Below are 26,762 nucleotides of genomic sequence, written 5' to 3'. Positions count from 1 at the left end.
GGTTCCCTCGGCGTGACCGGACGCGAGCGGCACGAGCAGCATCGCGGCCGCGAGCCACGCCGCCGCAATCGGGTGTCGAAGAAGATAAGGGGCTAGTGGGACGCCGGGCCGTTGCCGCCGTCTGGCTTGATCTCGGCGGCCATCAATCCCTTGGGGCCCCGCCCGAAACGGACGAGGAGGGACTGGCCGGGTCGAAGTTCGGTAAAGCCACACCGCCGTAGGGTCTCCATATGCACAAAAATGTCCAGGGTCGAGGGCCCACGTGTAAGGAACCCAAAGCCGCGGATGCGATTGAACCATTTGACCATGACCCGTTCCCAATCGCTCTCGGGCACGACCACTACATGGGTCCGCTGAGGCAATTGGGAGGGATGAATTGCCGTTGTATCGTCGATCTCCAGGATGCGGAAGACCTGAAGCCCCTTAGGGCGGCGCAAAACTTCGCAGACGACTCGCGCGCCCTCGTAGGCGGTCTGATGGCCGTCCCTGCGCAGGCACGTCACGTGCAGCAGAATGTCAGGCAGGTCTTCGTCAGGAACAATGAAGCCGTAGCCCTTGGAGGCGTCGAACCATTTTATCGACCCGGAGATCTCGAACACTTCGACTGTAGCGTCGTCGATACCGGCCTCCTCGGTGCGTTGGGTACGTTCCTCCTCAATTGGCGATGCTTTCGCCGCCATGCCGCATTCCCCCGCTGAACTAAGTAAGACCGACTCGATGCCGCGATACACGAATCAAATAGTGCGTCCATTAGAGGATAGCATCGGCTTTTTCAGCGGCCAGACTAATTTTGCTTTTAACGACTGCTTCTCCACAGTGCGGGTGCGAAGGCATCATTTTGTGACGCGCGAATACGCAAACATCTGATTGGCAAGAGAAACTATTGCCGCTGCCATGCGTGGCCATGGTTCGCATGACGACGACCCAAAATCTCGATGAAGTGCGGTCAAACTTATCTGTCATCGAAGAATTTTAGCGTTTTGTCGCATTGGAGCGTTCGCTGTGGGCACGATGCAACAGTTGAAATAAAAATTTCATGCAGCGCTTGTTTCAAAGCGTCTTCGTCATCTTGCCATCATGCGGTTATGGGCCTTAGGGTCGGCCGAACAGTCAATCGAAGCCCAAACAGATTTCTTGGAAGGCCCCGTCGATGAAGTATCTCCATACCATGGTGCGCGTTTCGGATATCGATACGTCGCTCGACTTCTACTGCAACAAGCTCGGGCTCACGGAAGTCCGGCGCATGGACAGCGAGCAGGGTCGCTTCACGCTCATCTATTTGGCCGCGCCGGGCGATGAGGATGCGCAGCTCGAGTTGACCTATAATTGGGATCCCGAGCCGTATAACGAAGGACGCCATTTCGGTCACCTCGCTTACGAAGTCGACGACATCTACGAGACATGCGATCGACTCATGAAGGCCGGGGTGACGATCAACCGCCCGCCGCGGGACGGCGGGATGGCCTTTATCCGTTCGCCCGACAATATCTCGATCGAGCTCTTGCAGAAGGGCGAGCCCCTGCCTAAGCAGGAGCCCTGGGCGTCAATGGCGAATACGGGTACGTGGTAGGCGGAAAACGCGAGACGCCTGGCCGCGGTATCAAACACGAAATTGGCACTCCCTAGGGGAATTGAACCCCTGTTTCCAGGTTGAAAACCTGGCGTCCTAACCATTAGACGAAGGGAGCGTGCCGGTGCAGCCAGCTCATATAGAAAGCTTCGCGGCTCATCGCAAGACTGCTCATTGGCAAGAGAGCTGTTTAAGACGCCACACCCTCCATGGGCAAGCCCCTATGTGGGCAAATCCTGAATTGCGGCAGCATCATCGATCATGAGTTCGATGCGCTCCCGGCCCTGCCAGATTGAGCGGCGCAAATTGCCAGCTAAGTTGAGTTGCTGACCCTCGGCGCCCACAAGCATGTCTCCCAGAGGCGAGCCTTCGATTCGGAAGGCGACGGCTTCGATTCGGCCGCCGTCGGCGGCTTGCAGCGTGCAGCGGACATGGCCCGCGCCAAAGCTGCGTAGACGCGTTACGCGGTGCGCCGGAAATGCGAAGCGCGGTCTTGGGTGCCCTGGACCATAGGGCCCGGCACGTTCGAGAAGGTCTATGAGCTCGTGCGTTGCGCCTCTTGCCGACAGCGCGCCATCGAGTCCAAGGGTACGGCTGGCGGAGCAATTGGCCACGGAATTGGAAAGACGCGATGTCAGAAAGGCTTCCGCCGCCTCCCGCTTGTTCCAGTCTAAGGAGAAGCCGGCCGCCATGGCATGTCCGCCACCATTGACAAAGAGCCCGTCCTCCACCGCGTCCCGCACCACCAGTCCGAGATCGACGGACGGGATCGAACGGGCAGACCCTGTGGCCATGCCATCGGCGTCAAGAGTCATGACGAAGGACGGGCGCTGGAAGCGGTCGGTGAGCCGGCCGGCCACGAGACCCACAAGACCCTTATGCCAATCAGTGTCTCCCAGAAACAAGAGCGGGGCGTCCGGGTTCTTGGCAAGGGTCGCATCCGCCATGGCGGTCGCCCCGTCCAGCATCCCGGCTTCGATCGCTTTCCGGTGCGCATTGAGTGCCTCGAGCCGTGCGGCGATGGTTGCGGCCTCGCTTTCGTCCTCCGTGGCCAGGAGACGGGCGCCAAGAGCCGAGGCGCCTACCCGCCCGCCTGCATTGATCCGTGGGCCGAGGACAAAGCCAAGGCTATAGGTGGACGGGGCCTCGGTCAGCCGGGCCTCGTCAGCGAGTGCCCTTAAGCCCGCGTTGTGACGCAACCGTAATACTTTGAGCCCCTTGGCGATGAAGGCCCGGTTGGCGTCCTTGAACGGAACCACATCGCAGACCGTTGCGAGCGCGACCAGGTCGAGCAGTCCCAGCAGGTCCGGTGCGGCCTGGTCTTCATAGGCACCCAGGCGGCGGAGCGCGGCGGCCGTGGCGACCAGGAACAGAAACACAACACCGGCAGCCGCGAGATGGCCCTGGCCGGAGAGGTCGTCTTGGCGGTTCGGGTTGACGACCGCGAAGGCGGGGGGCAAGGCCTCACCGGCCTGATGATGGTCGAGCACGATTACGTCCGCCCCGGCCTCATTGGTGGCAGTGATCGCTTCTTCGCCTGCCGTGCCGCAGTCGACGGTTAGAATGAGCTGGGCGCCCTCTTCGACGAGTCCAGTGAGGGCTTGCGGTGACGGGCCGTAGCCTTCGGTGAGGCGGTCAGGAATATAAGTAAGGCAGTTCTGAGCGCCGGATCGTCCATGGTTCCGCAAGAAGCGCTCGATGAGAGCAACACAGGACGCCCCGTCCACATCGTAGTCTCCGAAGATGCCGATCGTCTCGCCGCTTGTGATCGCGGTGGCCATCCGCTCGGCTGCACGGGTCATGTCCTGAAGGCTGGCCGGGTCCGGCATCAGGGTCTTGAGCGAGGGATCGAGGTAGCGTTCGGCGGTTTGGAGGTCGGCGCCGCGGGCGGCGAGAATGCGCCCGAGCAGGTCGGGCAAACCATGGGCTTGCGCGATGGCCGTCGCCACATGCAAACGGTTCGGCTCGAGCCGTTCCGTCCAGCGCTGCCCCCGTGCGGACTGCTCCACGCCAAGCATCGCTGATAGCGGCTGTTTCATTTCGTCCTTCGAATCGCGTTTCAATCCTGAGGTCACGTGCGGGTCGGCTCGTCGGTTCGGTAGAGTAGGATCGGCCTTCAGAGTAGCCGATTCGAACAAGGGCCCCCGATTAGCCGAATTTTTTCGGGTCGGCGTGTTCGGTCCTGATCCAACGGCGCGTACGCGTGGAGGCGCGCATGATTACACTCTCCGTAGTGATCGAGTCCGGGCCATAATGGACGCCCGCCATCATCGAGCCATCTGTGATGCCTGTCGCCGCAAAGCTGAGATCACCGGCGACCATCTCTTTGAGCGCATATTTTTTGGAGAGATCCGTAATCCCGGACAGCTTGGCCCAGAAGCGATGTTCTTGGTTGAGCGCCATTAGGCGCCCCTCCATTTGGCCCCCAAGACAGGCCAGCGCGGCGGCGGCGAGGACACCTTCGGCCGCGCCGCCAATGCCAAGGTACATGTCGATCCCCGTTTGCACAGGGTCGGTCACATGAATGACGCCGGCAATGTCGCCATCGCCGATCAAGCGCAGCGCCGCTCCCGCGGACCTGATATCTTCGATGAGATGTCCATGGCGCGGCCGGTCGAGAACGCACACGGTCAGGTCCACGACGCCTACGCCCTTCGCCTCTGCCAGGGCCTTGAGATTTTCAGACGGGGTCGCGCCGACATCGATGACACCCGCGGGCAAGCCCGGTCCGATTGCGATTTTTTCCATATAGATCGGCGGGACCTTGAGAAGACTTCCCCTCTCCGCCACTACGAGGACCGACATGGCATTGGGAAGCGCCTTGGCGCACAGGGTCGTGCCTTCGATGGGATCGACGGCCAGGTCCAGCGTCGCGCCCGACGGAGAGCCCTCGCCGATCCTCTCGCCCATGTAAAAGATCGGACAGTCACCTTCCTCGCCCTCGCCGACCACGACGACGCCTTCGAAAGGCATTCGCGCGACCTCCCGATGCATGGCTGCAGCGGCCGCCTCGTCAGCCGAAACCTCATCGCCACGGCCTAGCCATTGGGCCGCCGCCACAGCCGTCGCCTCGGTCACCCGAACGATGTCAAGCGCCAAGGCGCGGTCCAGTTCGGTCTTCTCTCCAACCTCTGGCACGTCAAAATCCCCTCGGTTCAACGCGTGCGATTCTCCGTCGCCGCGGCGGCCGTTACAGTTTCTCAATTCGGATCATTTGTGGCTTGGAATCGACATGTCCGTCCCGCTCGATGGCCGCGAGGGCCTTGCGCACGGCGGCTTCCGTTGTCTCATGGGTTACCATGACGACACTGGTGTGCGGCGCGTCCTTTTTCCTGGAAGTCCGGACTTGTCCAGTGCGCTTGCTGTGCGGACGGCGCTGGACGATGCTCTCAAGCGAGATTTCTTGCGTGGCCATGCGCTGGGCAATGGCCGCGAAGGCCCCGGTCCGGTCGTACACCGACAGGCGGATGTAGTAGCCGCCCTCATGGGTGCGCATGGCGGCCTTCTTATAGGCCTTCAGATGCCTTGCCTTGACGCCGAAAGGCTGCAGTACGATGCCCCGTGCGATGTCGACGATGTCGCTCATGACGGCTGACGCGGTGGGGCCGCCACCGGCGCCAGGACCGATCAGCATGACGTCGCCGACGAAATCACCGTCGATGGCGACGCAGTTGGAAACTCCGTCGACGTTCGCGATGGCCGTATCCCTCGGCACCATGGTCGGATGGACTCGCTGCTCGATACCGCCCTCGGTCCTGAGCGCGACACCCAGTAGCTTGATGCGATAGCCGAGGTCGGTGGCCGCCTCGATATCGGAAGGCGTGATGGTCTCGATCCCTTCCACATAAACGGTATCGAACCGTGTGCGGGTCCCGAAGGCAAGGCTCGTGAGAAGCGCAAGCTTGTGCGCGGTGTCGAACCCGCCAACGTCGAAGGTAGGGTCGGCTTCCGCGTAGCCCTGGTCCTGCGCCTCTGTCAGGACGTCCGCAAAGTCGCGGCCGTCCCGCTCCATCTTCGTCAGGATGTAGTTGCACGTGCCGTTGAGAATCCCGAATACGCGCGTGATGTCGTTGCCTTGCAGGCCCTCGCGTATAGCCTTGACCACCGGAATACCACCGGCCACGGCGCCTTCGAAATTCAGAGCCGCTCCGTGTTTCTCCGCGAGTGCCGCGAGCGCCGAGCCGTGATGGGCGAGAAGTGCCTTGTTGGCCGTGACCACATGCTTGCCAACCTGCAATGCCGCTTCGACGGCTTCCTTGGCAGGCCCTTCTTCGCCGCCGATGAGCTCCACGAAGACATCGATTTCCGGATCATTGGCGAGAGCGACCGGGTCGGACACGAAACGCATGTTCGAAAGATCGATGCCGCGCTTCTTACGCTTATTACGCGCGGAGACCGCGACAATCTCGATAGGACGGCCGGTCTTCGCCACAAGCGCGTCCGCACGCGCGGCGATGAGCTGCACGAGGCCAGTGCCGACAGTGCCGATTCCGGCCAGTCCAAGCTTCAGGGGTTCGGTCATCCGAGGTGCTAAAGTGTTCGTTTGGCCTTGGAGGCCAGGGGAATGACGTTGTGCAGCTCGTTCGCTGATTCCGTCAAGAACTTCCGGATGTTTCGCGCAGCTTGGCGAATGCGCTGATCGTTCTCGACCAGCGCGATCCGTACATAGCCCTCACCGTATTCGCCAAAGCCGACTCCAGGTGCCACGGCGACGGATGCCCTCTCAAGCAAGAGTTTGGAAAACTCGAGCGAGCCGATATGCGCAAACATGTCGGGGATCGGGGTCCAGGCGAACATGGTCGCGGGCGGCGATGGGATGGGCCAGCCCGCACGGGTGATCGCATCCACAAGCGTATCGCGCCGCCGCCGGTATACACCGCGGATCTCCTCGACGCAGTCCTGGGGTCCGTTCAGCGCCGCGGTGGCCGCTACCTGGATCGGCGTAAACGCGCCATAGTCGAGATAGGATTTCACCCGGGTCAGCGCTTGGATCAGCCGCTCATTGCCCACGGCAAAGCCGATGCGCCAGCCGGGCATGGAATAGGTCTTGGACACGGAGGTAAATTCCACCGCGATATCCATGGCGCCGGGAATCTCAAGAAACGATCCTGGCGGCTCGCCGTCGAAATAGATCTCCGCATAGGCAAGATCGGAGAGCACGATCAGGTCGTGCTTCTTGGCGTACGCAACGACCTCCGCGTAGAAGTCGCGATTGGCGACAACGGCCGTCGGATTAGCGGGATAGTTCAGGACCAGCGCCGAGGGCTTGGGCACGCTGTGGCGCATCGCCTTATCGAGGGACACCATGAACTGGGAGTCCGTGCTGGCCGGAAGATGCCGGATCACGCCCCCAGACATGATGAATCCGAATTCGTGGATAGGATAGGTCGGGTTCGGAACCAGAATCACGTCGCCCGGCGCTGTAATGGCCTGCGCCATGTTGGCGAAGCCCTCTTTCGACCCCAGCGTGGCCACCACCTGGGTGTCTGGGTTGAGCTTCACCCCGAAACGGCGGTCGTAGTAGGCCGCCTGCGCCCGGCGGAGACCCTGGATGCCCTTGGACGCGGAGTAGCGGTTCGTTTTCGGATTGCGGACGGTGTCGACCAGCTTCTCGATGATATGCGGCGGCGTCGGCATGTCGGGATTGCCCATCCCAAAGTCGATTATGTCGTCGCCACGTGCGCGCGCCTCGGCTTTGAGCCGGTTCACCTGCTCGAAGACATACGGCGGCAGCCGCTTGATCCTATGAAATTCGTTATGCACGGACGGTTTTCCCCACCCGATCGATTGAAAATTGAGAGTCTAAAGTTGAACCACGAAAAGACCCTACCCGGCAAGCGCTTGGGGATGCGACCTTCGTGCAGTTCGCTTTGATTCTAATTCGCTTTTGGCGCTTCTTTAACCCGTCGGACGTGGGCCCGCTGCCGGTCTTTCTCATCTTTCAGGTCGGAGATTGCCGCATCGCGTTCCGTCTTCGTCAGCGTGTTGTCGTAGCTGCGGACTGCGTCTCTAAAACGTTGCATTGGGCCTTGGTCGGGCAGACTCCTTGCGCATCCGGACAAAAGGATGAAAGACAGCGCCGTTGCCAGCCAATACGCTGTGTGTGAAAACATCGCTACGTTATTACTCTAGGGTAGTTTCCCCTGGCGAACAGTGCCACCTCGCCGCTATATTGCATAGCACAATGACAAGGTCAGCGGAAGCTGGCCCCCACCGGCAACTCGGCGGAAGCGTGGTCATGGGGTGAAAAATCGAGGGCATTTGAATGCGTGACGATAACCGAGATGGCGGAGCAGGCACCACGGGCGCTAAAGGAAGCGACAACGCTCACGATGGTAAACGGGACAATATGAACTTCGACGAATTCGCACGGAACATGTTTCGATTGTTCGACCAGGGGGCGAAGGTTGCTTCGTCCTTGGCCGAGCGCAACGCATCGAATGGTAAGGGCCCATACGGCATGGCCTCAGAGGCGGGCGAAGCGGCGAAGAGTCTCGGGTCGGTGGCGCAAGCTTGGGCAACCAATCCAGGAAAACTCGCCGCAGCCCAGGGCGAACTCATGCAAAGCTATGCCGATCTTTGGGGGCGTTCCATGCGCAAGTTTCTCGGCGAGGACGTTGAGCCGCTTGCCGAGCCGGAGCCTGGCGACAACCGTTTCAAAGATCCGGGTTGGTCGGAGAATCAATATTTCGATTTTTGGAAGCAGGCTTATCTGATCACCTCGCGCTGGGCAGAGGATGTCACCGCCAATACTGAAGGCGTCGACGACAAGACGCGGCGGAAGGCCATGTTCTACCTCGAACACGTCCTTTCGGCGATGTCGCCCTCTAACAACCCCTTGACCAATCCCGAAGTTGTCCGGACGACACTTTCGACCAATGCCGAAAACTTGGTGCAAGGTATGACGCTTCTGGCCGAGGATCTGGATCAGTCCAAGGACTTGCTACGTGTGAGCCAGACCGATCTCTCGGCCTTCGAGGTCGGCCGTGACTTGGCGATCACCCCGGGCAAGGTCATTTTCCAAAACGAGCTTATCCAGCTAATCCAGTATGACCCGACGACGGAGCAAGTCTCGAAGACGCCGCTGATAATCGCGCCGCCGTGGATCAACAAGTACTACATCCTCGATCTCAAGCCGGAGAAGTCGCTCGTCAAGTACGCGGTGGACCAGGGCTTTACGGTCTTCATGATCTCTTGGGTGAACCCCGACGAGAAGCTCGCGCAGAAAAGTTTCGAAGACTACATGCACGAGGGCATTCTCAAAGCCGTCGAGGTAGTGAACCGGCAGCTCGGAGTCCATCACGTAAACCTGATGGGCTACTGTGTGGGTGGCACCCTTCTCGCCTCGACCTTAGCTTATGCCGCCGCCAAGGGTGACGAACGGATTTCCACCGCGACCTTCCTGACCGCGCAAGTCGATTTCAGCGAGGCCGGCGACCTTCTGATGTTTATCGACGATGCGCAGTTGAAGTCGTTGGAAGAGATGATGTCAGAGCGCGGTTTTCTCGACGGATCGCGCATGGCCGCCGTCTTCAACATGCTGCGGCCGCGGGATCTGATCTGGCCCTATGTGGTGAACAACTATCTCCTCGGGAAAAAGCCCTTCCCGTTCGATCTGTTGTTCTGGAATGCCGATTCAACGCGGTTGCCGGCCGCGAACCATGCCTTTTACCTGCGCGAATTCTACCATGAGAACCGTCTGAGCAAGGGCGAAATGGAACTTGGCGGCGTGAAGCTCGACCTGTCCAAGGTCAACATCCCAATCTATGAGCTATTCGCCCGGGAGGACCATATCGCGCCGGCGGCGTCCGTCTTTCGCGGAAGTCGCCTGTTCGGTGGGGATGTGCGCCAAGTCATGGCCGGATCGGGCCATATCGCCGGTGTCGTGAATCCCCCGGCCAAGAAGAAATACCAACACTGGACGGGTGCGCCGGCCGAGACGCTCGACGAATGGATCGAGACGGCGACGGAAGTGCCGGGATCCTGGTGGCCGGACTGGGCAGCGTGGCTCCAGAATCTATCCGGCGAGAAAGTGCCTGCGCGGGATCCCTCGGCTGGGGTGTTCGAGCCGATCGAGGATGCTCCTGGCAGCTATGTGAAGTCTCACGACTAGCGGCGCAATGCGTCTCTTCCCGAGGCGCGTTTCACGGCGCTACGGGAACAGCGGCAACTGCTCCAGCGCGGTCGTCTCGTCGAGGCCATGCATCACGTTGAAGTTCTGAAGCGCCTGTCCGGCCGATCCCTTCACCAAATTGTCGATCGTCGAGATGACGATCGCCCGGCCCGGAATGCGGTCGGCAAAGACCCCTATATGGCAGTAGTTCGAGCCACGTACGTGCTGGGTCGCTGGAATGACGCCTTCGTCGACGACGCGCACAAAGGGGCTCGTCTTGTAGGTCTCGCTGAGAGCCTGCCGGAGGCCGTCCGCCGATGTGCCACTAGCAAGCTCGACATAGCAGGTGCATAGCTCGCCCCGCGTCATGGGGACGAGATGGGGGGTGAAATTCACGGTCAAAGCCTGACCGGCGGCCTGGCCGAGCTCCTGTTCGATCTCCGGGACGTGACGATGGGTTCCGACCCCATAGGGCGAGAGCCCCTCTCCCGCTTCGGAGAACAGAATGTTCTGCTTGAGCGACCGACCCGCGCCGGACACGCCCGACTTGGCGTCGACGATGATGCCGTCTGTCGGGATGAGACCGCCTTTAGCGAGCGGCAGCAGCGCCAGGAGCACCGCCGTTGGATAGCAGCCTGGGCAGGCAACGAGACGGGCACCTGCGATCGCCGCGCGATAATGTTCGGTGAGTCCATAGACAGCGCCGTCGATAAGCTGAGGTGCGCCATGTTCGCCGCCATACCACCGCGCGTACGTCCCAAGGTCCCGGAGGCGGAAGTCCGCGGACATGTCGATCACTTTGATCCGTTCGGGGAGCTTTGCGATCTCGCTGTGGGCGGTGCCGTGCGGCAGGCCACAAAAGGCCACGTCCACGTCATCCCAGTCGACCTCATCCGATGTCACAAGGTTGGGCAGTTCGAGGCTGGCCAAATGCGGAAACACCTTTGCGAGCGGCTGGCCTGCATGCGCCTTCGCAATCAGCACGGCGATCTCAATATGGGGATGTCTGGCGGCGAGCCGGATCAGGTCGGCGCCGGTATAGCCCGAAGCGCCGAGCACGGCAGCCCGGTACGTCTGCTTGCTGGTCATGTCTGACCCCAGAGAAGTTGCCCCGCGTGCAAGGGCTTATCGGCTCAAAATGAAAAACGGGAGAGAGGCAGCGCCCCTCTCCCGCAACAATCCAGAAACAAGCGCGGGTGACGCTAGCGCTTGGAGAACTGGAAGCTACGACGGGCCTTAGCCTTACCGTACTTCTTACGCTCGACCGTTCGGGCATCCCGAGTCAGGAAGCCAGCCTTCTTAAGGGTGCTGCGCAGCTCCGGCTCGAAATGGGTCAGCGCCTTGGAAATGCCGTGGCGCACTGCACCGGCCTGACCTGAAAGACCGCCACCCGAAACCGTGCAGACTATGTCGATCTGTCCGTCGCGTGCGGCTGTCACCAACGGCTGCTTCAAGATCATCTGAAGCACCGGGCGGGCAAAATAGGCTGTGTGATCCTTGCCGTTCACCGTGATGTTGCCTGGGCCCTGCTTGACCCAAACACGCGCGACGGCATCCTTCCGCTTGCCCGTGGCATAGGCGCGGCCAAGGGAGTCAACCTTGCGCTCGTAAACGCGTTCTGGTGCCGGCGCATCGGCGTCGCTTTGCAGCTGAGCCAGATCTTCTAGCGTGTTCGTTTCGCTCATGGCTCTCAGGCGCTCCTTGCGTTCTTCGAGTTCAGGGCAGCGACATCCAACGGCATGGGACTCTGTGCCATGTGGGGATGCTCGGGGCCTGCATAGACTTTGAGGTTCTTAAGCTGCTGGCGAGCGAGAGGGCCGCGCGGGAGCATGCGCTCCACAGCCTTATGCAGCACGCGCTCGGGGTGCTTGCCGTCGAGGACTTTCTCGGCGGTGCGGCTCTTGATGCCGCCCGGATGGCCCGTGTGCCAGTAATAGGTCTTGTCAGCACGTTTGTTGCCTGAGAAGACCACGTCGCCTGCGTTGATGACGATAATGTTGTCGCCATCGTCCATATGAGGCGTGTAGCCGGGCTTGTGCTTGCCGCGCAGTCGCGATGCGATCAGCGCCGCTAGACGGCCCACCACAAGGCCGCTGGCGTCGATCAGTACCCACGACTTTTCGATGTCGTTGGGCGTGGCTGAAAAAGTTTTCATGGTTCGCGTCACTCTTGCGTCTCAATCGAAAGATCGGCGCTTCTAACGGCTGGCAACATGCCGGTCAAGAGACTTTAATTTAACGCGTAAAATCAACACGTTAAAAATGTGGTAATATAATACCGTGTCAGAGCGAACTGAAGTTGCGTGGCTTGTTCTCTGGCGATCTAAGGCCAGTGTGCTGACCGATTTGCAGCCTCTGGGCGAGCCCTATCGCTCGGGCCGGACGAGGTCATGACAAAGCTCTTGGTCGATCCGGAAAGCCATCGCTTTTTGGATTGCGGGATTGTCGGGCCTAACGCCGGCGATCTCATCGCCGAAGCGGCTCTGGCCATCGAGATGGACGTCGATGCCGAGGATATTGCCATGACAATCGACCCCCACCCGACCCTGTCGGAGACCTTCGCTTTTTATGCGAGAATGGTAGAAGGCACGATTACCGGCCTCATGCCACCCAAGCCGAGGTCGGCATAGCGGCAGTGCTGGCAAAGGGGGATCGGACGGAGATGAACCAAGACAACATCCTTTTGAGCGAGGATCGGGGGCCGGTCCGGATCATGACCCTCAATCGTCCCAAGGCTCGCAATTGCCTGTCGATGGATCTCATGACGACGCTGCGCGGCGCCCTCGCCCACGCAGGCGAGGACGATGCCGTTCGGGCGGTGGTACTGACCGGCGCGGGGCCTGCCTTCTCCTCCGGCCATGATCTCAAGGAAATGACAGCCCGCCGAAATGATCCCGACAAAGGCCGCGCCTTCTATGAGGAGACCATGCGGACCTGCGCGAAGCTGATGCTCACCGTCGTGCGCCTGCCCTTACCCGTCATTGCCGCCGTGAACGGCATTGCCACCGCGGCCGGTTGCCAACTCGTGGCCAGCTGCGATCTTGCGGTGGCCGCCACGGATGCCCGCTTCGCCACGCCGGGTGTGAATATCGGCCTGTTCTGTTCCACGCCTATGGTGGCGCTGAGCCGCAATCTGTCGCGAAAAGCCGCGATGGAGATGTTGCTCCTCGGCGAGATGGTCGGTGCCGAGGAGGCCTCGCGCCTCGGTCTCGCTAATCGTGTGGTCGCGGCCGACCGTGTCGTTAACGAGGCTACTAAGCTCGGCCGCAAAATCGCGAGTAAACCCTTGCGCACCTTGAAGATCGGCAAGGAAGCCTTTTACCGCCAAGCCGAGATGCCGCTTGACGAGGCCTATCGCTATACCGCGGACGTCATGGTCGAGAACATGCTCGACGCCGAGGCGGAAGAAGGCATCGGCGCCTTCCTCGATAAACGCGAACCGCAATGGCCGCGATAAGGTCAAGCGGCTGACCTTATGAATCACGACACCTATTCGGACGCCTATATCCGCGACATTCTGCTCAAGCATCGCGTATTCGCCGTGGTGGGTGCAAGCATAAAGACCACGCGACCGAGCTATTTCGTGATGAGATATCTATCGGCGAAGGGCTATGACGTCATCCCGGTCAACCCTGGCCTTGGCGGCCAAACGCTTACGGCCCGACCCGTCTTCGCCTCGCTGGCTGAGATCGATAGGCCCGTCGATGTCGTCGACATTTTCCGTAAGTCGGACGCCGCATTCTCCGTAACCGAGGAGGCTATTCGCATCAGCGCCAAGGTCGTGTGGATGCAAATCGGTGTACGGAACGACGAAGCTGCGCGCCTCGCCGAGGCTGCCGGGCTCAAGGTGGTTATGAATCGGTGTCCCAAGATCGAATATGGCCGGCTCTCGGGCGAGATCGGCTGGGCCGGTGTGAATTCCCGTACCCTGTCGAGCCGGCGCGCCCTACTCGCCGCCAAAGGAGGCCAGCAAAGATCCTTGCGGGACGACTCTTAACCTTGCGAAGCTGACGCCTCCCCGCTGCAAAACGGAAGACGCGAGCGAGCAGGTCCCCTAAGGTCCCAAAGCTTGCAATGTCCACGGAACAGAGGGACTGCTCAAGGGAGGAAGACCATGTCGGAAGAGCGTACGCCTGGGTTCAACACACTTGCCATTCACGCCGGTGCGCAGCCGGATGCCTCTACAGGCGCGCGCGTGACGCCGATCTATCAAACGACATCCTATGTCTTCGACGACGCGGACCATGCCGCGGCGCTGTTCAATCTCGAGGCTTTCGGCAATATCTATTCGCGGATCATGAACCCCACCCAGGCGGTTCTTGAAGAGCGCCTGGCCGCCCTTGAAGGCGGTACCGCTGCGCTCGCGGTGGCGTCGGGGCATGCGGCCCAAGCCATTGTCTTCCACACGCTGATGGAGCCAGGGGCCGAGTTTATCTCGGCGCGTCAGCTCTATGGCGGGTCCATTAATCAGTTTGGAGAGGCCTTCAAAAAATTCGATTGGCACGTGAAGTGGGCCGACACGACGAACGCCGAGTCGTTCCGTGCCGCCGTGACCCCTAAGACGCGCGCGATCTTTGTCGAGTCGATCGCTAATCCGGGCGGTGTCATCACCGACCTCGAAGCGATTTCGGCCGTCGCCAAGAAGGCCGGCGTCCCCCTGATCGTCGATAACACGCTGGCTACCCCCTATCTTACGCAGCCCAAAGAGTATGGCGCGGACATCGTCGTCCACTCGCTCACCAAGTTTCTCGGCGGCCACGGCAATTCCGTCGGCGGAGTCATCGTCGATTGCGGCACGTTCGACTGGATGGCGAGCCAGCGCTATCCCACCCTCTCCGAGCCCTGTGCCAGCTATCACGGCATGAAGCTGGGCGAGACATTCGGAAATTTCGCGTTCGCCATTGCGTGCCGTGTCTTGGGGCTGCGCGATCTAGGCCCCGCGATTGCGCCCATGAATGCGTTTCTCATTCTGAACGGTATCGAGACGCTTCCCTTGCGTATGCAGCGGCACTGCGACAACGCGCTGCAAGTTGCCGAATGGCTCTCCGGCCACGACAAAGTCGCCTGGGTCAACTATGCTGGCCTGCCCGGAAACAGCTTCCGCGGGCTTGCCACGCGCTATTGCCCGAACGGCGCCGGCGCCGTTTTTACCTTCGGGCTCAAGGACGGCTACGAGGCAGGTATTGCGCTTGTGGGCAAGGTGGAGCTCTTCAGCCATCTGGCCAATATCGGCGATACGCGCAGCTTGATCATCCACCCCGCCTCCACCACGCATCGGCAGCTTTCGGACGAGGCACGTGAACGCGCCGGCGCCGGCGCGGACGTTGTGCGGCTGTCGATCGGACTGGAGAATGTTGACGATATCATTGCCGATCTGGATCAGGCCTTCGCTGGGATCTGATCTCGGACAGCGGACGCTCCCGTCAAGCTCCGCCAGAAATTGTAGAGCGCTGCCGCGAAGACCAGGATGGCGCCGGCCTGATGGGCGAGGCCAAGTGCAATCGGCACGGCGGTTAGCAGAGTCCAGATGCCCAGTACCACCTGGAGCAAGGCGAGAGCCGCCAGCGCGGCGGCGCTGCCCCGCAAAGGGGCGTTGCCGGGCCTGCGCGCAATCCAAAGCACTTGGAGAACGGCGGCCACGACCACCGCATAGCCCAGGACGCGATGGTTGAACTGCACGGTGAGTGGGTTTTCGAAGAGATTGAGATGCCATGGGTCCGCCTCGCCAAGCCCATTCGGAATCAGCGCGCCGTTCATGAGCGGCCAGGTGTTGAATCCAAGCCCGCCATCGATGCCGGCGACCAGCGCACCCGCCAAGAGCTGAGCATAGACGAGCAGCAGGACGAGACCAGCCACGACCGCCGGGGCCTTTGACCCGGCAGCTTCACGCTTTGTTTGTCCCAAGTCGAAAATCAGCCAGAGCGTGTAACCGAAAATCAGAACGGCGACACCGAAATGCGCTGCCAAGCGGTACTGGCTCACATCCACCCGGTCCACGAGGCCGCTCTTGACCATATACCAGCCGAGCGCCCCTTGCAGACCACCAAGGAAGAAGAGGCCGAGCAGACGGGGCTGCAGGGTCTTGGGGATGTAGCCGGCGAGCCAGAACGACACGAACGGAACGAAGAAGGCGATGCCGATGAAGCGCCCCAGGGAGCGATGCGCCCATTCCCACCAATAGATGGTCTTGAATCCCTTCAGATCCATGCCCTTGTTAACTTGCACGTATTCCGGAATCGTCTTGTAGGCGTCGAATGCCTCTTGCCAATCGGCTTGTGATAGAGGCGGTATGGCGCCGAGAATAGGCTGCCACTCGGTGATGGACAGACCGGAGTCGGTGAGCCGCGTAGCGCCCCCGACGAGGATCATGGCAACGATGAGAAATGCGATCAGCGAGAGCCAGAGACGCAAGGCATACACATGCCGCGACGGCATGGCTTCGGCGTCCAGTACGGGGGCAATACTCTGCGTGTCGGGAATACTCATTGGTCCGGTGATAGCGGGCTCTTCGCGCGAACTCAATGCCGGAGGGGCCGCGCGCCTGCGGGGTAAGGTGGCATGAGCGGACGAGTACGCAAGTTGGTTGGGACGATCGTGCTGCTCGTCTTTCTGGTCGTCTATATCGCGATTGCAGGGGCAATCGGCTCCGGGCGTATTAGTGAAGCGAACAGCTTCTTCCGGTTCGCCTATTTTATCGTAGCGGGGCTTCTATGGGTTCCGCCCGCCGCTCTTCTCATCCGCTGGATGGTCCGGCCGGACTGAGAGCGCCTGGGGCTTCACTATCGCTAGGCGGCGTCGACCCGCTGGAACCCGTTCCAGATCGCAAAGGGTGCGCCGGAGAGATAAAGCGCAGTATAGCTCAGGTCGTGGTACTCCCCATTGAGCGAAAGGCGCGGCAGCGCCGTATGGTGATCCTTGTGAGGCGGGAACAGCATGCCCTTGCGGGTTGTGACGGCTGTTCGGAATCCCGCGCCCTCCGCGAGCGTGAATTCCCGAGGGCCGGCCTGGGCAAAACCGCGGGCTCGTGCGCTTGTGTGTCTTGCTAGACGGCTGCCTTGCGTCCGAACAAGGAAAAGCGGCGTTGCTTCTGCTTGCCGCCCGTCCCGTAGATGACGATCGGACATCCCAAGCGCTGGAGAATCGAAAGGGACTGGCATTCCCCTTCGGTCGTTTCGCGTGGCGGCAAGACGGCGACCACGACCGGCAGTTCGAATTTGAGGGCGGGCATCAGACTCTCAAATGCGGCCATGTCGGCATGCAGGACCACGCATTCATAGGTTTGCGTGAGCGCTTCGAAGACCCGCATGAATTTGTCGGACTCATAGTACCCAGCGTTGGTCATTGGATTGCCGGAGCAAATCACCTGCAGCGTCGAGCCCTCGTCGATCTTCACCACCTCTGAGAAGTCCACCGACCCGGCCGCAAGGTCTGCAAAGCCGGGAACGCGGGGCATGTTGAGCTGTCCGGAAACAACAGCCGCGCCCTTGGCTAGGTCCACGAGTGCCACTTGCTCGTAGCGGTCGGCGAGGCTGCGGGCGATAGCGATCGCAGCCGGAGGAGATTGCGCCCGAGAAGAGGTCCCTGTGACCAGCATCGTGCGCGGGAGCTCTCCAGTCGAACCCTCCAGAATGGTATCGATGACCTCGTTCACCGATACCAGCACCGGCCCCACCTCTCCCAGGTCGGCGCGCGGGTCGGGAGGGGCTTCCCACTCGTCTTTTACATCAGATGCAGAGATCCTTTGCGTCAGGTAGTGGCGCAGGTCGTTGGCGGGCGGAACGCTAGAAGAATTGGTCACACGTCTAAACTCATTATGGAATCAACTAATCATTAGCAATAAGCGCAGGTGACAGTAACCAAAGCTTTAAGCGCCGCATCTCTTAAAGACGCCCGTAATCTGTGCGTCTGCACTTTCGATTTAACCATAACTGGATGCCCGCTTAGCATCTATTAACCATGCGAAGGTTAGGTTCGGGGCACTGAAGTCCTGGAGCCGCTCTATGACCATGTGCCGTATCAAGGTCAGCGTCAAAATCCTCGTCCTGTTGCTTGCCGTCTTCGCAAGCGGCCTGTCGGGCTGTAAGGGTGGCGCCATCTCGGGCGTCACGACACCGGATCTGGCCCTGTCCACGCCGTCCCCCCCTGCCAAGGCCCGGTGAGCCCTATCCGCCCGGCGCCGGACGCGCTCCGCCAGGGGTGCCCGTCGTACCCCATACCACCTACACGCTGGATGCGGGCGACCGCGTCCGCATCATCGTGTTCGGACAGCACAACCTGTCGAACGTCTATACTGTCAGTGCCACTGGTACTGTTCCGGTCCCGCTCATCGGACCGATCCGCGGCCTCACCGTCGCCGAAGTCGCGCGCCGGCTCCGCGACCAATACATTAAGGATCCGAAGGTCACCGCAGAAGTCGTCACCTACACGCCCTTTTCTACATTCTTGGAGACGTCACAACCCCGGGACAGTATCCTTTCGCCAACGGGCTCACCGTCGAAAACGCTGTCGCCATTGCCGAAGGCTATACCTCGCGAGCCAAAAAACGGTTCGTCCGCCTCACCCGCGGCTTCGACGGCGTCAAGTCCACCGTCATGGTCCCAACCGGATTACCCCGTCCAGCCAGGCGATACTATTTACGTCCTCCTACGCCTGTTCTAAAGCTCAAGGGCAATCAGCACTCCTCTTTATGGCGCTGCGGTCCCCGTGAACTCGAATTTCCGAATTCTGCACTGTCTGCGCGCCCCGGTTGGGGGAGTGTTTCGCCATGTCCATGATCTCGCGCTCGGACAGGCGGAGCTTGGGGCCGACGTCGGAATCGTCTGCGATTCCACCACCGGAAGCCTTGAAACCAAGGTCGGGCTCAACCGCCTCAAGGACAATTGCAGTCTCGGCGTGACGCGCATCCCCATGTCGCGCAAGCTTGATTTCAACGATTGGTGGGTTTACCGGCGGATCGCCAAGCTCGCCCGGGAGATGGACGTCGACGTCTTACATGGTCATGGGGCCAAGGGCGGGGCCTATGCGCGTCTGGCTGGAAAAAGCCTCCGCAAGAAGAAGAACACGAAGGTCGTCTACACACCGCATGGCGGGGTGATCCACCATTCGCCCTCGTCGCTTTCGGGAAAACTCTATTTCGCGCTGGAACGAAAACTTGCGCCCCTGACGGACGGATTCATTTTCGAGAGCATGTTTTCCGGCAACCGCTATGCGGATCTGGTGGGCCGCCCCGAATGTCCCGCACGGGTGATTTACAATGGTCTGCAACGGCACGAATTCTATGAGTCGCTCCTAGCGGACGATGCCGTCGACTTCGTCTTCGTTGGCGAACTGCGCAAGCACAAGGGCGTCGATGTGTTTCTCGAGGCGCTTGCTCAACAACAGAAGATCTTTCCGGGGCGGGCTATCGTCGTAGGGTCCGGGCCGGACGAAAGGCAATTCAAGCGGCTAGCGCGGCGGCTGGGCCTCCGCGCCCAGGTCACGTTTTCCGGACCTCAGCCCGCGCGCACCGCGTTCGTGCGGGCCCGCTGCGTGGTCATTCCCTCTCGCTCGGAGTCGCTGCCCTACATTCTCTTGGAGGCCGCGGCGGCGCAAATGCCCATCATCACGACCAATGTCGGGGGTATCCCCGAAATGATCGACAACATTCCCTTACCCTTGGTGCCACCGGGAGACGTAGACGCACTTGCCGGACAGCTTCGCGCTTTTCTGTCCGACCCTCGACCTTATTTGAGGCGGGCGGCGGAACTTCAAAAGCATGTCGCGAACGTCTTTTCTGTAGATATGACAGTCCGCGAGGTCGTCGATTTCTACATCACTGATCTCGGCGCGGGCCTGCACAAGGTGGCCGATAGCAGCGCCTAAACCGCTTCTTAATCATGGTCCAAGTGAGTCGGCCAAATGGGCTTCTACTAAACGGTCCCAAAGTGGGTCCATGGGATATTCCTATCGGGAGCGATAGGACGGGAAGCCTCTGTTGGCCTGCTGTCTCAGGGATGGGTAGCCTAAGAAGCCACAGTTCGGCAGCGAAGACGGATGATCGAATCAGATGCGGCCAGGGGGCAGCGCCCGGCCGATTGCCGCGTGAGGCAGAAGGATGCCGCCCTGCCCTTTGCAGATCGGCGCAAGGTGCCCCGGCCTCCGCTTGCTGAGATTCGCCGAGGCGGCGCCCTGAACCTGCTGCCGCCGGTCGTCATTTCCGGCGCTGTCAGGCTCATTGAGCTGCCGCTGATCAGCGTGCTCGGGTTCGTAATCTATCTCAGCTAAGTGGGGTATGAGGGAGAACGAACACATCTTTTCTATTTGTGCGCCGTCTTCGTCGCTGCGCTCGGCTACATGGCGATCGCCCAGGTCTTGAACCTTTATCGCGTGTCATCCTTCTACAACTTCGTACCAGGCTTTACGCTGGCCTTCATCGCCTGGACAATCGCAACCGCTAGAATGGCGATCTCAGTGCCGTCCTCCTAGCCGCGTTTATCGGAATGACCATCGAAGGTTTGCTGGTCGACACCGACCACTGGCGGTACTTCTATCTGATCATGGGCGTGATCTGGGGCATGGCGGCCGTGCGCCTGTGCCACATGCCGACTCGGTATAGAGTTCGTCCCGAACGCCACAATTAGCCGGGGCCAGCTGCGCGTCAAGAACAGGCGCCCAAGGCAAAAGAAAGCCCCGGACGGGGGGCTGCCGGGGCTTTCAAAAAGGTTCCTGTTTGGGGGGAACCTGGACGGAGGAGGGAATCTCCGTCGCTAAGTGAACTCTAACACCAAACGTCGCATCTCGAAAAATGACAAAATTGTGTTCCGGGCGCCCTGTCCCCACATTTTCCACGGGCGACCCATAAGCAACAGGTTGAGGACATTTTCCTCAAGGATTCCTGCTGCTTGATATTTGCCCAGATTCGAGCGGTAAGATCCCTTGCGGGAGCACGAGGGAAACGGACGGAGCCTTGCCACATGGCAGGGCTTCTTCTTATTTGCGTGCCTGCGAGACGCGTGCTCGCAAGACCCCCACGGGTAAGAAACCCCGCTCACAAGACACCCCGAACAACCGAATAGATCACGCCGGGGGCTTCGCGCGGCCTTAGTCCCGGCGCACGGCCCAACGTTCCAGGCCGTGCATCGAGATATTCAATTGGCGTTAAGTGTTGGGAGAAAGTGGTCGGAGCGGGGAGATTTGAACTCCCGACCCCCGGTCCCCCAGACCGGTGCGCTAACCGGGCTGCGCTACGCTCCGAAATTCCGGTATTGGGCGACTTGCATATACCGTTTCGCCCTCAAGAAACAAGCCAAAGCGTGCGGATAAATCCCGTTAGTCCTGCACATCGGCGTTTGCGAGAATTTGACGGCAGGTGTCGAGCTCTTCGATCAATGCCGTCACATTTTCGTCGCGAGAACTAAGACCTGGCGAGATGGCGATCCGGGCGGCATCGGGTATCTCCGGCGCCATGGCGTCCTCTGCGCCTGTGTCTTGGCCGAGCCCCCGATAGTCCATCACATAGCGTGGCCCATGCTCGCGCAGGATTTTCTGCACGCCACGAATGGTATAGCCATCGCTGTAGAGCAGGAGCCGAATACCCCGGAGCAGAGCGACGTCTTCCGGGCGGTAGTACCGCCGGCCGCCACCACGCTTCATGGGCTTAAGCTGACTGAATTTGGCTTCCCAGAACCGCAAGACGTGTTTGGGGACATCCAATTCGTCCGCAACTTCGCTTATCGTGCGAAAGGCCTCCGGTGCCTTTTCCAACGCACTCCTCCTAGCGGAAAAACGGCTGCTACTCGCCAGAGCTATTTCCGGACATCGACTCGTTGATACGCTGCTTCATGATATTGCTGGCCCGGAAGACTAACACACGCCGTGGTGTGATCGGCACTTCCTTGCCCGTCTTCGGATTGCGTCCGATCCGCTCACCCTTTTCGCGAATACCGAACGACCCAAACGACGACAATTTCACCTGCTCTCCACGCTGGAGACTCGAAACGATCTCGCGGAGCACAAGCTCTACAATTTCCGCCGACTCGTTTCGTGGCAACCCAACTTTTTTGAACACGGCCTCCGCGAGGTCAGCACGTGTCAATGTCTTCCCGCCCATCGTTTTGCAGCTCCCCCAAAGTCGCGGGACGAGGCAGGATGCTAGCCGAGCGGGTAAGCACGGGTCAATTACCCGTCGCATCAAATTCCTGATTTTGCGTCATAATCTCGATAAGTGTGGCTTTCGTGGCACTCACCAGCGGATCAGCAATGAGCCCCATGTGAAGCCGCCGCCCATCGCTTCAAGCAGCACTAAGTCGCCTTTTTTGATGCGGCCGTCGCTGCATGCCGTCATCAATGCAAGTGGAATCGAAGCCGCCGATGTATTGGCATGCTTGTCCACGGTCATAACAAGCCGTTCGCGCTCCAGGCCAAGTCTCCGTGCTGCACCGTCCAAGATACGCTTGTTCGCTTGGTGTGGAACAAACCAGTCTATATCAGACGGCGTGTAGCCGGCCTTTTGCAACGTTTCCAGAATGACGTCACTAAGCTTGGTAATTGCGTGCCGGAACACTTCAGGTCCGTCCATGCGCAAGTGCCCAACCGTGCCGGTCGACGACGGACCGCCATCCACATAGAGCTTGTCGCGATATCGCCCGTCCGACCGCAGCGTTGTCGCCAGGAGACCCCGCTCAGCGAGAGTTCCGTTCGACTTCTCCGCTTCGATCACGAGTGCGCCGGCGCCATCGCCGAAAAGCACGCAGGTCGCACGGTCCTCCCAATCGAGGATCCGCGAGAAGGCTTCGGCGCCGACCACCAGAGCCCGTTTGAATTGGCCGCTCTTCAGATAGTTGTCGGCAGTCGACAGTGCGAAGACGAAGCCGGAGCACACCGCCTGAACGTCGAACGCGGCCCCTTCGGTGATCCCGAGTTCGGCTTGGATGGTGACGGCCGTCGCCGGGAAGGTCTGATCCGGCGTCGATGTGGCCAGGATGATCAGACCGATGTCGCCGGCCTCAAGTTCGGCATCGGCAAGGGCGCGCTTGGCTGCCTCGATCGCCATGGACGACGTTAGCTGCCCGTCCGCGACGATGCGCCGTTCGCGAATCCCGGTCCGGGCAACGATCCACTCATCGGATGTGTCGACGGTCGCGCTCAGGTCTTCGTTGGTGACAATGCGGTCGGGGAGATAACCGCCGACGCCTTTCACCACTGACCGCAAATCTGACAAATGCCTACTCCGCCGCCTAAGCTGTGCCGTCACGCTCAAGCTTATCGTGAAAATGAGCGACATCGTCGCCAAGCCGTTTCACGACGCCGCTGGACGCCATTTCGTAAGCAAGATCGACCGCGCTCGCGAAGCCCGTCGCATCCGTCCCACCATGGCTTTTCACGACAATTCCGTTCAGCCCGAGGAAAATTCCGCCATTGAGTTGTCGGGGGTCCATTTTTTCTTTCAAGGCCCGGAACGCGCCCTGGGCCAGGAGCGCCCCGAGGCGGGAGAGAAATGACTGACCCATGGCCGCTCTGAGATATTCTGCGATCTGCTTAGCCGTTCCCTCGGCGGTCTTCAAGGCGATGTTCCCGGTGTAGCCGTCGGTCACCACCACATCGACAGTGCCGTGGCCGATATCGTCGCCTTCGATAAATCCATGATAGCAAATGGGCAGCGGTGCCGACTTGAGGATGGCGGCCGCTTCACGGATTTGCTCGACCCCTTTGACTTCCTCGACGCCGATGTTCAGCAGTCCGATGGACGGCTTCTCCATGCCGAGAAGCGCCCGGGCCATGGCAGCGCCCATGAGACCAAACTCCACCAGCTGCCGGGTATCGGCCCCGACATTGGCACCCACGTCCAGCACGATGCATTCAGCATCCACAGTGGGCCAGATAGCGGCAATCGCGGGCCTGTCGATCCCTTTGACCGTTTTCAAGCAAAACTTCGACATGGCCATCAGAGCCCCCGTATTGCCCGCCGAGACTACGGCATGGGCCTGCCCGTCGCGCACCGCTTGGATGGCAAGCCACATACTGGACTTCCAGCGACCGCGGCGCAGCGCCTGGCTCGGCTTGGCGTCCATAGCGATGGCCACATCGGTATGGAGAATGTCCGATTTTGCAGCCAACTCAGCATGGTCGTTCAGTGCGGCGGTGATCTCAGTCTCGTCGCCCACCAGAATGAAGCGCATGTCAGGGTGGCGGACGAGAGCAAGCGCCGCCGCCGGAATGACCACGCTCGGACCATGATCACCACCCATGGCGTCGAGCGCTATGGTGACTGGAGTACCCATTCTCCACTACCGATCTGGAAGATTAAGGCCGCAGCGATGGTTCGCCGTGGCGCCCCCTGAAACCGAACCCGAATAGACGTAAATGGCTATCAGTGACAACCTGATTTTGCGTTTGAACTCGTCTCTTAGCTACTTTTAAGGCCCTTCAGTACGGAAAACGGGTTGTTTTTGGGCGTTTCGCCGCTCTGTTCGCTGTCAGACCACTTGAAGTCGGCCTCGGCTTTTTTGGGATAAGGATCCAGCGACGTAGCCAACGTTTCATAGACCAGAGGACCGAGGTCGATCTCATCGCCCTCAATCGCCTCGGGCCAATCGATTTCGCCGGCCTGACTTGGGTCTTCTGCCCTCTTCTGGAGGGCCGCAATCTTCTCCATCGGCAAGAATTCGGCCTCAACCGGCACGCCGATTCGGGCCGGAACAGGTTCCAGAGTCACCACGCAGGTCTGGACCACATCGGCCTGGAGGTGCCCCGTAAGGAGCACCTTCTTTCCGGTGCCCTGGCGCAACCGATAGACGAAGCTCAGTCCCCCCAGGTCCTTCAGGTCGAGGAGTGCCATGATCGTCTCGCGCTCCTCCTCGCTTATCTCGATCGTCCTATCAGTGGCCGAGTCGATCTCGCCGAGCCTGACTTTGCGATTCATCGGAGGGGTTTGGAGGTCTTCGTTGAGATCTTGAGTCATGTTGGGGCCTCACTCGCCAGAGATTTTAGGAAAGCATACCCGGCCGGCGCAGAATGCATGGAGCGGTTGCGCGCTCAACTCTTGGAGCACCTCGTTCACATAGGGGGTCAGCTTAGCGCTCGCAGCCCGCGCTGCGCCGTTGTCGAGCGGTAAGGCATCGGCAATCGCGACTTCGAGGACATCGCTCCCTTCGGCTACGGCGCGTTCATATCCCTCCAGGAGGCCGGCACCCTCGGCGACCAGCTTGCGAACCTTTTTTGGGACTGCGAGATCGCCGGTGCCGATCTCCCGCAGTACGGTCTCCATATCGGCGGCAAAACGGTCCGAAAGGGCTTGAGCCATTGCGCTGGCCGTGGCGGCCTCCTGACCGCCTGCGCCCTTCAATCGGTGAAGAACCGCGAAGAGATGGAGCGAGAGCACGACGAAACGGCCATTCAGCGTATCGGGGACTCCAAGTCTTTGGTAATAAATTGGAAGTCGCGCCTGCGCCATAATCGCATCATAAACGTCGTTTGCATGAGGAGCACCGCTGCCCCAGGGTTTGCCCAAAGGTAGCAGGTCGGCGAGAGGCTTTAGGGACCAAGTCATTTCGTCTAGTTTCTATCAGATGTTCTTGGCCGATTCAGGCCAGTTCGGGAATGAGCTCGACCGAGGGGAACGCACTATTTTGCGGAACGTCAAGCTAGCACCTGCGAGGGCTACCCTGCCCGTGCTTGCGGCACTGTTTCTCGGCGTGGCTCCCATGCTCGGCTGCGCGGGTCAGATTGACCGTCACGGGCACGTCTTCATCGACGTGGACCTCGACCAGATTCGGCCGGGCATGTCCAAGGGGGATGTCCAGACCGTGCTCGGTTCGCCAGACACGACGAGCGCGATCAGCAGCGACGCCTATTACTATATCTCCTCGACGATGAAGACCGTGGCCTTCCTGAAGCCCAAGGAGATCGAACGCGAGGTTGTCGCAGTCTATTTCGATGGCGGCGAGCGGGTTCGCGACGTCTCGCGCTACGGAATCAAGGACGGTGTGCTCATCGACTTCTACAAGGGCGAGACCCCTGCCCGCGGTAAGGACATATCCTTCGTCGAACAGATGTTCGGCAATCTCTCCCAGCGCCAAATGTTCAAGGACCAGCGCCAAGGCGCCGGCGGCGCTGCAGGCATCCCGGGCATCTAAGTACGACGGACGGCACATGAAAAAGCCCCGCTCCTTGAGAAGGAACGGGGCTTTCGTTGTTTAGGTCGGCCGCTGGGCGGCCTCTGACGCCTATTGATGCGCGAGAACCGCGAGAAGCAGCAAGGCCACAATGTTGGTGATCTTGATCATCGGGTTAACGGCGGGGCCCGCGGTGTCCTTGTAGGGATCACCCACGGTGTCGCCCGTGACGGCAGCCTTATGCGCGTCCGAGCCTTTGCCACCGTACTGGCCATCCTCGATGTACTTCTTGGCGTTGTCCCAGGCACCACCGCCCGCCGTCATGGAGATGGCGACGAACAGGCCCGTGACGATCACGCCCAGCAGCATGGCGCCGAGTGCGGAGAAGGCCGCGCTCTTGCCGGCGATCCAATCGATCACGAAGAAAAACACCACCGGGGACAGCACCGGCAACAAAGACGGTACGATCATTTCCTTGATCGCCGCCTTGGTCAGCAGATCAACCGCTCGGCCATAGTCAGGACGATCCTCGCCCTTCATGATGCCCGGCTTCTCCTTGAACTGCCGGCGCACCTCTTCAACGATCGCGGACGCCGCGCGCCCGACCGCCGTCATGGCCATGCCACCGAACAGATAAGGCAGTAAACCGCCAAGGAAGAGGCCCACCACCACATACGGGTTGGACAGGCTGAAAGTGGCATCCACGCCGCTGAAATACGGGAACTGGTCGGCGTTGGCCGCGAAGTATTTGAGATCTTCCGTATAGGCCGCGAACAGCACCAGCGCGCCGAGGCCGGCAGAGCCGATGGCATAGCCCTTGGTCACCGCCTTGGTCGTATTGCCGACAGCGTCGAGTGCGTCTGTCGTCTTGCGGGTGTCCTCAGGCAGGCCTGCCATCTCCGCGATGCCACCGGCATTGTCGGTGACAGGACCAAAGGCGTCGAGTGCGACGATCATGCCGGCCAGCGCCAACATGGTGGTCACCGCGA

32 protein-coding genes, 2 tRNA genes and 2 pseudogenes are annotated in these 26,762 nt (G+C 60.5%); 15 read left to right on the top strand and 21 right to left on the bottom strand.

Going from position 1 to position 26,762, the window contains the following annotated elements:
* Positions 1 to 92: 92 nt before the first annotated feature.
* Positions 93 to 680, bottom strand: coding sequence for a cold-shock protein (locus tag WBQ77_RS08280; protein WP_424059730.1), 588 nt, complete (start codon positions 678 to 680; stop codon positions 93 to 95).
* 470 nt (positions 681 to 1,150) lie between these two features.
* On the opposite strand from WBQ77_RS08280, the gene WBQ77_RS08275 reads away from it, so the two are divergent.
* On the top strand, positions 1,151 to 1,570 hold the full coding sequence (locus WBQ77_RS08275; RefSeq protein ID WP_424059729.1) for a VOC family protein: 420 nt from the start codon (positions 1,151 to 1,153) through the stop codon (positions 1,568 to 1,570).
* A 43-nt stretch (positions 1,571 to 1,613) separates the two neighbouring features.
* Here the strand turns inward: WBQ77_RS08275 and WBQ77_RS08270 are convergent.
* The 6 genes from WBQ77_RS08270 to WBQ77_RS08245 all read right to left on the bottom strand — a co-directional run bounded on the left by WBQ77_RS08270 (position 1,614) and on the right by WBQ77_RS08245 (position 7,593).
* Positions 1,614 to 1,688, bottom strand: a tRNA-Glu gene (locus tag WBQ77_RS08270).
* A 103-nt stretch (positions 1,689 to 1,791) separates the two neighbouring features.
* Complete coding sequence (recJ, locus tag WBQ77_RS08265) at positions 1,792 to 3,609, bottom strand: single-stranded-DNA-specific exonuclease RecJ (protein ID WP_424059727.1); 1,818 nt, start codon at positions 3,607 to 3,609, stop codon at positions 1,792 to 1,794.
* A 109-nt stretch (positions 3,610 to 3,718) separates the two neighbouring features.
* Entirely contained in the window at positions 3,719 to 4,708 is a 990-nt protein-coding gene (gene glpX / locus WBQ77_RS08260; protein WP_424042259.1) for a class II fructose-bisphosphatase, read from the bottom strand.
* A 52-nt stretch (positions 4,709 to 4,760) separates the two neighbouring features.
* Positions 4,761 to 6,092 carry a homoserine dehydrogenase gene (locus tag WBQ77_RS08255; RefSeq protein ID WP_424042258.1) on the bottom strand — a complete coding sequence of 444 codons (1,332 nt, stop codon included), beginning with the start codon at positions 6,090 to 6,092 and terminating at the stop codon, positions 4,761 to 4,763.
* A gap of 8 nt (positions 6,093 to 6,100) precedes the next feature.
* Entirely contained in the window at positions 6,101 to 7,333 is a 1,233-nt protein-coding gene (locus tag WBQ77_RS08250; protein WP_424042257.1) for an LL-diaminopimelate aminotransferase, read from the bottom strand.
* A gap of 113 nt (positions 7,334 to 7,446) precedes the next feature.
* Complete coding sequence (locus WBQ77_RS08245) at positions 7,447 to 7,593, bottom strand: hypothetical protein (RefSeq protein ID WP_424042256.1); 147 nt, start codon at positions 7,591 to 7,593, stop codon at positions 7,447 to 7,449.
* 242 nt (positions 7,594 to 7,835) lie between these two features.
* Between WBQ77_RS08245 and WBQ77_RS08240 the strand changes: the two genes are divergently transcribed.
* Positions 7,836 to 9,683: a PHA/PHB synthase family protein gene (locus WBQ77_RS08240; RefSeq protein ID WP_424042254.1), complete on the top strand. Its 1,848-nt coding sequence runs from the start codon at positions 7,836 to 7,838 to the stop codon at positions 9,681 to 9,683.
* Positions 9,684 to 9,722: 39 nt separating this feature from the next.
* Here the strand turns inward: WBQ77_RS08240 and argC are convergent, their stop codons facing one another.
* The 3 genes from argC to rplM form a co-directional block, all read right to left on the bottom strand.
* Positions 9,723 to 10,772 (bottom strand): N-acetyl-gamma-glutamyl-phosphate reductase, encoded by a 1,050-nt coding sequence (gene argC, locus WBQ77_RS08235; RefSeq protein ID WP_424059726.1) that lies wholly within the window; start codon positions 10,770 to 10,772, stop codon positions 9,723 to 9,725.
* Positions 10,773 to 10,885: 113 nt separating this feature from the next.
* Positions 10,886 to 11,368, bottom strand: coding sequence for a 30S ribosomal protein S9 (gene rpsI / locus WBQ77_RS08230; RefSeq protein ID WP_424042251.1), 483 nt, complete (start codon positions 11,366 to 11,368; stop codon positions 10,886 to 10,888).
* A 5-nt stretch (positions 11,369 to 11,373) separates the two neighbouring features.
* Entirely contained in the window at positions 11,374 to 11,838 is a 465-nt protein-coding gene (rplM, locus tag WBQ77_RS08225) for a 50S ribosomal protein L13 (RefSeq protein ID WP_424042249.1), read from the bottom strand.
* Positions 11,839 to 12,036: 198 nt separating this feature from the next.
* On the opposite strand from rplM, the pseudogene WBQ77_RS08220 reads away from it, so the two are divergent.
* From WBQ77_RS08220 to WBQ77_RS08205, 4 genes and pseudogenes are all read left to right on the top strand, one after another.
* A pseudogene (locus WBQ77_RS08220) lies at positions 12,037 to 12,312 on the top strand (dihydrolipoyl dehydrogenase); the annotation flags it as partial.
* Positions 12,313 to 12,344: 32 nt separating this feature from the next.
* Entirely contained in the window at positions 12,345 to 13,139 is a 795-nt protein-coding gene (locus tag WBQ77_RS08215; protein ID WP_424042248.1) for an enoyl-CoA hydratase, read from the top strand.
* A gap of 18 nt (positions 13,140 to 13,157) precedes the next feature.
* The gene (locus tag WBQ77_RS08210; RefSeq protein ID WP_424042246.1) at positions 13,158 to 13,679 is read left to right on the top strand and encodes a CoA-binding protein; all 522 of its coding nucleotides are present in this window, start codon (positions 13,158 to 13,160) and stop codon (positions 13,677 to 13,679) included.
* Positions 13,680 to 13,796: 117 nt separating this feature from the next.
* Positions 13,797 to 15,083, top strand: a complete 1,287-nt coding sequence (locus WBQ77_RS08205) for an O-acetylhomoserine aminocarboxypropyltransferase (RefSeq protein WP_424042245.1) — start codon at positions 13,797 to 13,799, stop codon at positions 15,081 to 15,083.
* On the opposite strand, the gene WBQ77_RS08200 is transcribed toward WBQ77_RS08205, so the two are convergent.
* Complete coding sequence (locus WBQ77_RS08200) at positions 15,062 to 16,168, bottom strand: COX15/CtaA family protein (protein ID WP_424042244.1); 1,107 nt, start codon at positions 16,166 to 16,168, stop codon at positions 15,062 to 15,064. The genes WBQ77_RS08205 and WBQ77_RS08200 overlap by 22 nt on opposite strands.
* A gap of 72 nt (positions 16,169 to 16,240) precedes the next feature.
* Between WBQ77_RS08200 and WBQ77_RS08195 the strand changes: the two genes are divergently transcribed.
* Complete coding sequence (locus tag WBQ77_RS08195) at positions 16,241 to 16,444, top strand: DUF2842 domain-containing protein (RefSeq protein WP_424042243.1); 204 nt, start codon at positions 16,241 to 16,243, stop codon at positions 16,442 to 16,444.
* Between the two features lie 23 nt (positions 16,445 to 16,467).
* Here the strand turns inward: WBQ77_RS08195 and WBQ77_RS08190 are convergent, their stop codons facing one another.
* Both WBQ77_RS08190 and WBQ77_RS08185 read right to left on the bottom strand, forming a co-directional pair.
* Positions 16,468 to 16,617 (bottom strand): hypothetical protein, encoded by a 150-nt coding sequence (locus WBQ77_RS08190; RefSeq protein WP_424042242.1) that lies wholly within the window; start codon positions 16,615 to 16,617, stop codon positions 16,468 to 16,470.
* 107 nt (positions 16,618 to 16,724) lie between these two features.
* On the bottom strand, positions 16,725 to 17,480 hold the full coding sequence (locus WBQ77_RS08185) for a hypothetical protein (RefSeq protein ID WP_424059725.1): 756 nt from the start codon (positions 17,478 to 17,480) through the stop codon (positions 16,725 to 16,727).
* Positions 17,481 to 17,682: 202 nt separating this feature from the next.
* Between WBQ77_RS08185 and WBQ77_RS08180 the strand changes: the two genes are divergently transcribed.
* From WBQ77_RS08180 to WBQ77_RS08150, 7 genes and pseudogenes are all read left to right on the top strand, one after another.
* Positions 17,683 to 17,841 carry a hypothetical protein gene (locus tag WBQ77_RS08180; protein WP_424059733.1) on the top strand — a complete coding sequence of 53 codons (159 nt, stop codon included), beginning with the start codon at positions 17,683 to 17,685 and terminating at the stop codon, positions 17,839 to 17,841.
* Positions 17,768 to 18,085, top strand: a pseudogene (locus tag WBQ77_RS08175) (polysaccharide biosynthesis/export family protein); the annotation flags it as partial. The gene WBQ77_RS08180 and the pseudogene WBQ77_RS08175, both read left to right, overlap by 74 nt.
* Positions 18,086 to 18,120: 35 nt before the next feature.
* Positions 18,121 to 18,456, top strand: coding sequence for an SLBB domain-containing protein (locus WBQ77_RS08170; protein ID WP_424059731.1), 336 nt, complete (start codon positions 18,121 to 18,123; stop codon positions 18,454 to 18,456).
* Positions 18,386 to 19,543 (top strand): glycosyltransferase family 4 protein, encoded by a 1,158-nt coding sequence (locus WBQ77_RS08165; protein ID WP_424044721.1) that lies wholly within the window; start codon positions 18,386 to 18,388, stop codon positions 19,541 to 19,543. The genes WBQ77_RS08170 and WBQ77_RS08165 overlap by 71 nt, the downstream gene beginning before the upstream one ends.
* Positions 19,544 to 19,714: 171 nt before the next feature.
* Positions 19,715 to 19,945, top strand: coding sequence for a hypothetical protein (locus WBQ77_RS08160; RefSeq protein ID WP_424044720.1), 231 nt, complete (start codon positions 19,715 to 19,717; stop codon positions 19,943 to 19,945).
* Positions 19,946 to 19,981: 36 nt separating this feature from the next.
* On the top strand, positions 19,982 to 20,146 hold the full coding sequence (locus WBQ77_RS08155) for a hypothetical protein (protein WP_424044718.1): 165 nt from the start codon (positions 19,982 to 19,984) through the stop codon (positions 20,144 to 20,146).
* A gap of 14 nt (positions 20,147 to 20,160) precedes the next feature.
* Positions 20,161 to 20,301: a hypothetical protein gene (locus WBQ77_RS08150; protein ID WP_424044716.1), complete on the top strand. Its 141-nt coding sequence runs from the start codon at positions 20,161 to 20,163 to the stop codon at positions 20,299 to 20,301.
* Between the two features lie 535 nt (positions 20,302 to 20,836).
* Here the strand turns inward: WBQ77_RS08150 and WBQ77_RS08145 are convergent.
* From WBQ77_RS08145 to WBQ77_RS08115, 7 genes are all read right to left on the bottom strand, one after another.
* Positions 20,837 to 20,914 (bottom strand) — tRNA-Pro (locus WBQ77_RS08145).
* Positions 20,915 to 20,989: 75 nt separating this feature from the next.
* Positions 20,990 to 21,424, bottom strand: a complete 435-nt coding sequence (locus tag WBQ77_RS08140; protein WP_424044715.1) for a MerR family transcriptional regulator — start codon at positions 21,422 to 21,424, stop codon at positions 20,990 to 20,992.
* Positions 21,425 to 21,452: 28 nt separating this feature from the next.
* Positions 21,453 to 21,770, bottom strand: coding sequence for an integration host factor subunit alpha (locus WBQ77_RS08135; RefSeq protein ID WP_424059724.1), 318 nt, complete (start codon positions 21,768 to 21,770; stop codon positions 21,453 to 21,455).
* A 132-nt stretch (positions 21,771 to 21,902) separates the two neighbouring features.
* On the bottom strand, positions 21,903 to 22,880 hold the full coding sequence (locus tag WBQ77_RS08130; protein ID WP_424044712.1) for a beta-ketoacyl-ACP synthase III: 978 nt from the start codon (positions 22,878 to 22,880) through the stop codon (positions 21,903 to 21,905).
* A gap of 16 nt (positions 22,881 to 22,896) precedes the next feature.
* Positions 22,897 to 23,940 (bottom strand): phosphate acyltransferase PlsX, encoded by a 1,044-nt coding sequence (gene plsX, locus WBQ77_RS08125; protein ID WP_424059723.1) that lies wholly within the window; start codon positions 23,938 to 23,940, stop codon positions 22,897 to 22,899.
* 125 nt (positions 23,941 to 24,065) lie between these two features.
* Positions 24,066 to 24,620: a YceD family protein gene (locus WBQ77_RS08120; RefSeq protein ID WP_424044709.1), complete on the bottom strand. Its 555-nt coding sequence runs from the start codon at positions 24,618 to 24,620 to the stop codon at positions 24,066 to 24,068.
* 9 nt (positions 24,621 to 24,629) lie between these two features.
* Entirely contained in the window at positions 24,630 to 25,112 is a 483-nt protein-coding gene (locus WBQ77_RS08115; RefSeq protein ID WP_424059722.1) for a ubiquinol-cytochrome C chaperone family protein, read from the bottom strand.
* A 175-nt stretch (positions 25,113 to 25,287) separates the two neighbouring features.
* Here WBQ77_RS08115 and WBQ77_RS08110 point away from each other — a divergent pair, with 175 nt between their 5' ends.
* The gene (locus WBQ77_RS08110; RefSeq protein ID WP_424059721.1) at positions 25,288 to 25,794 is read left to right on the top strand and encodes an outer membrane protein assembly factor BamE; all 507 of its coding nucleotides are present in this window, start codon (positions 25,288 to 25,290) and stop codon (positions 25,792 to 25,794) included.
* A 90-nt stretch (positions 25,795 to 25,884) separates the two neighbouring features.
* Here the strand turns inward: WBQ77_RS08110 and WBQ77_RS08105 are convergent.
* Positions 25,885 to 26,762 (bottom strand): sodium/proton-translocating pyrophosphatase (locus tag WBQ77_RS08105; protein WP_424059720.1); only part of this gene is annotated, 878 nt, incomplete at its 5' end.

Source organism: Methyloceanibacter sp. (assembly GCF_049590335.1).
Taxonomy (GTDB): domain Bacteria; phylum Pseudomonadota; class Alphaproteobacteria; order Rhizobiales; family Methyloligellaceae; genus Methyloceanibacter.
The sequence above is the reverse complement of the archived record's forward strand: the minus strand, read 5'-3'. Positions and strand labels throughout refer to the sequence as shown.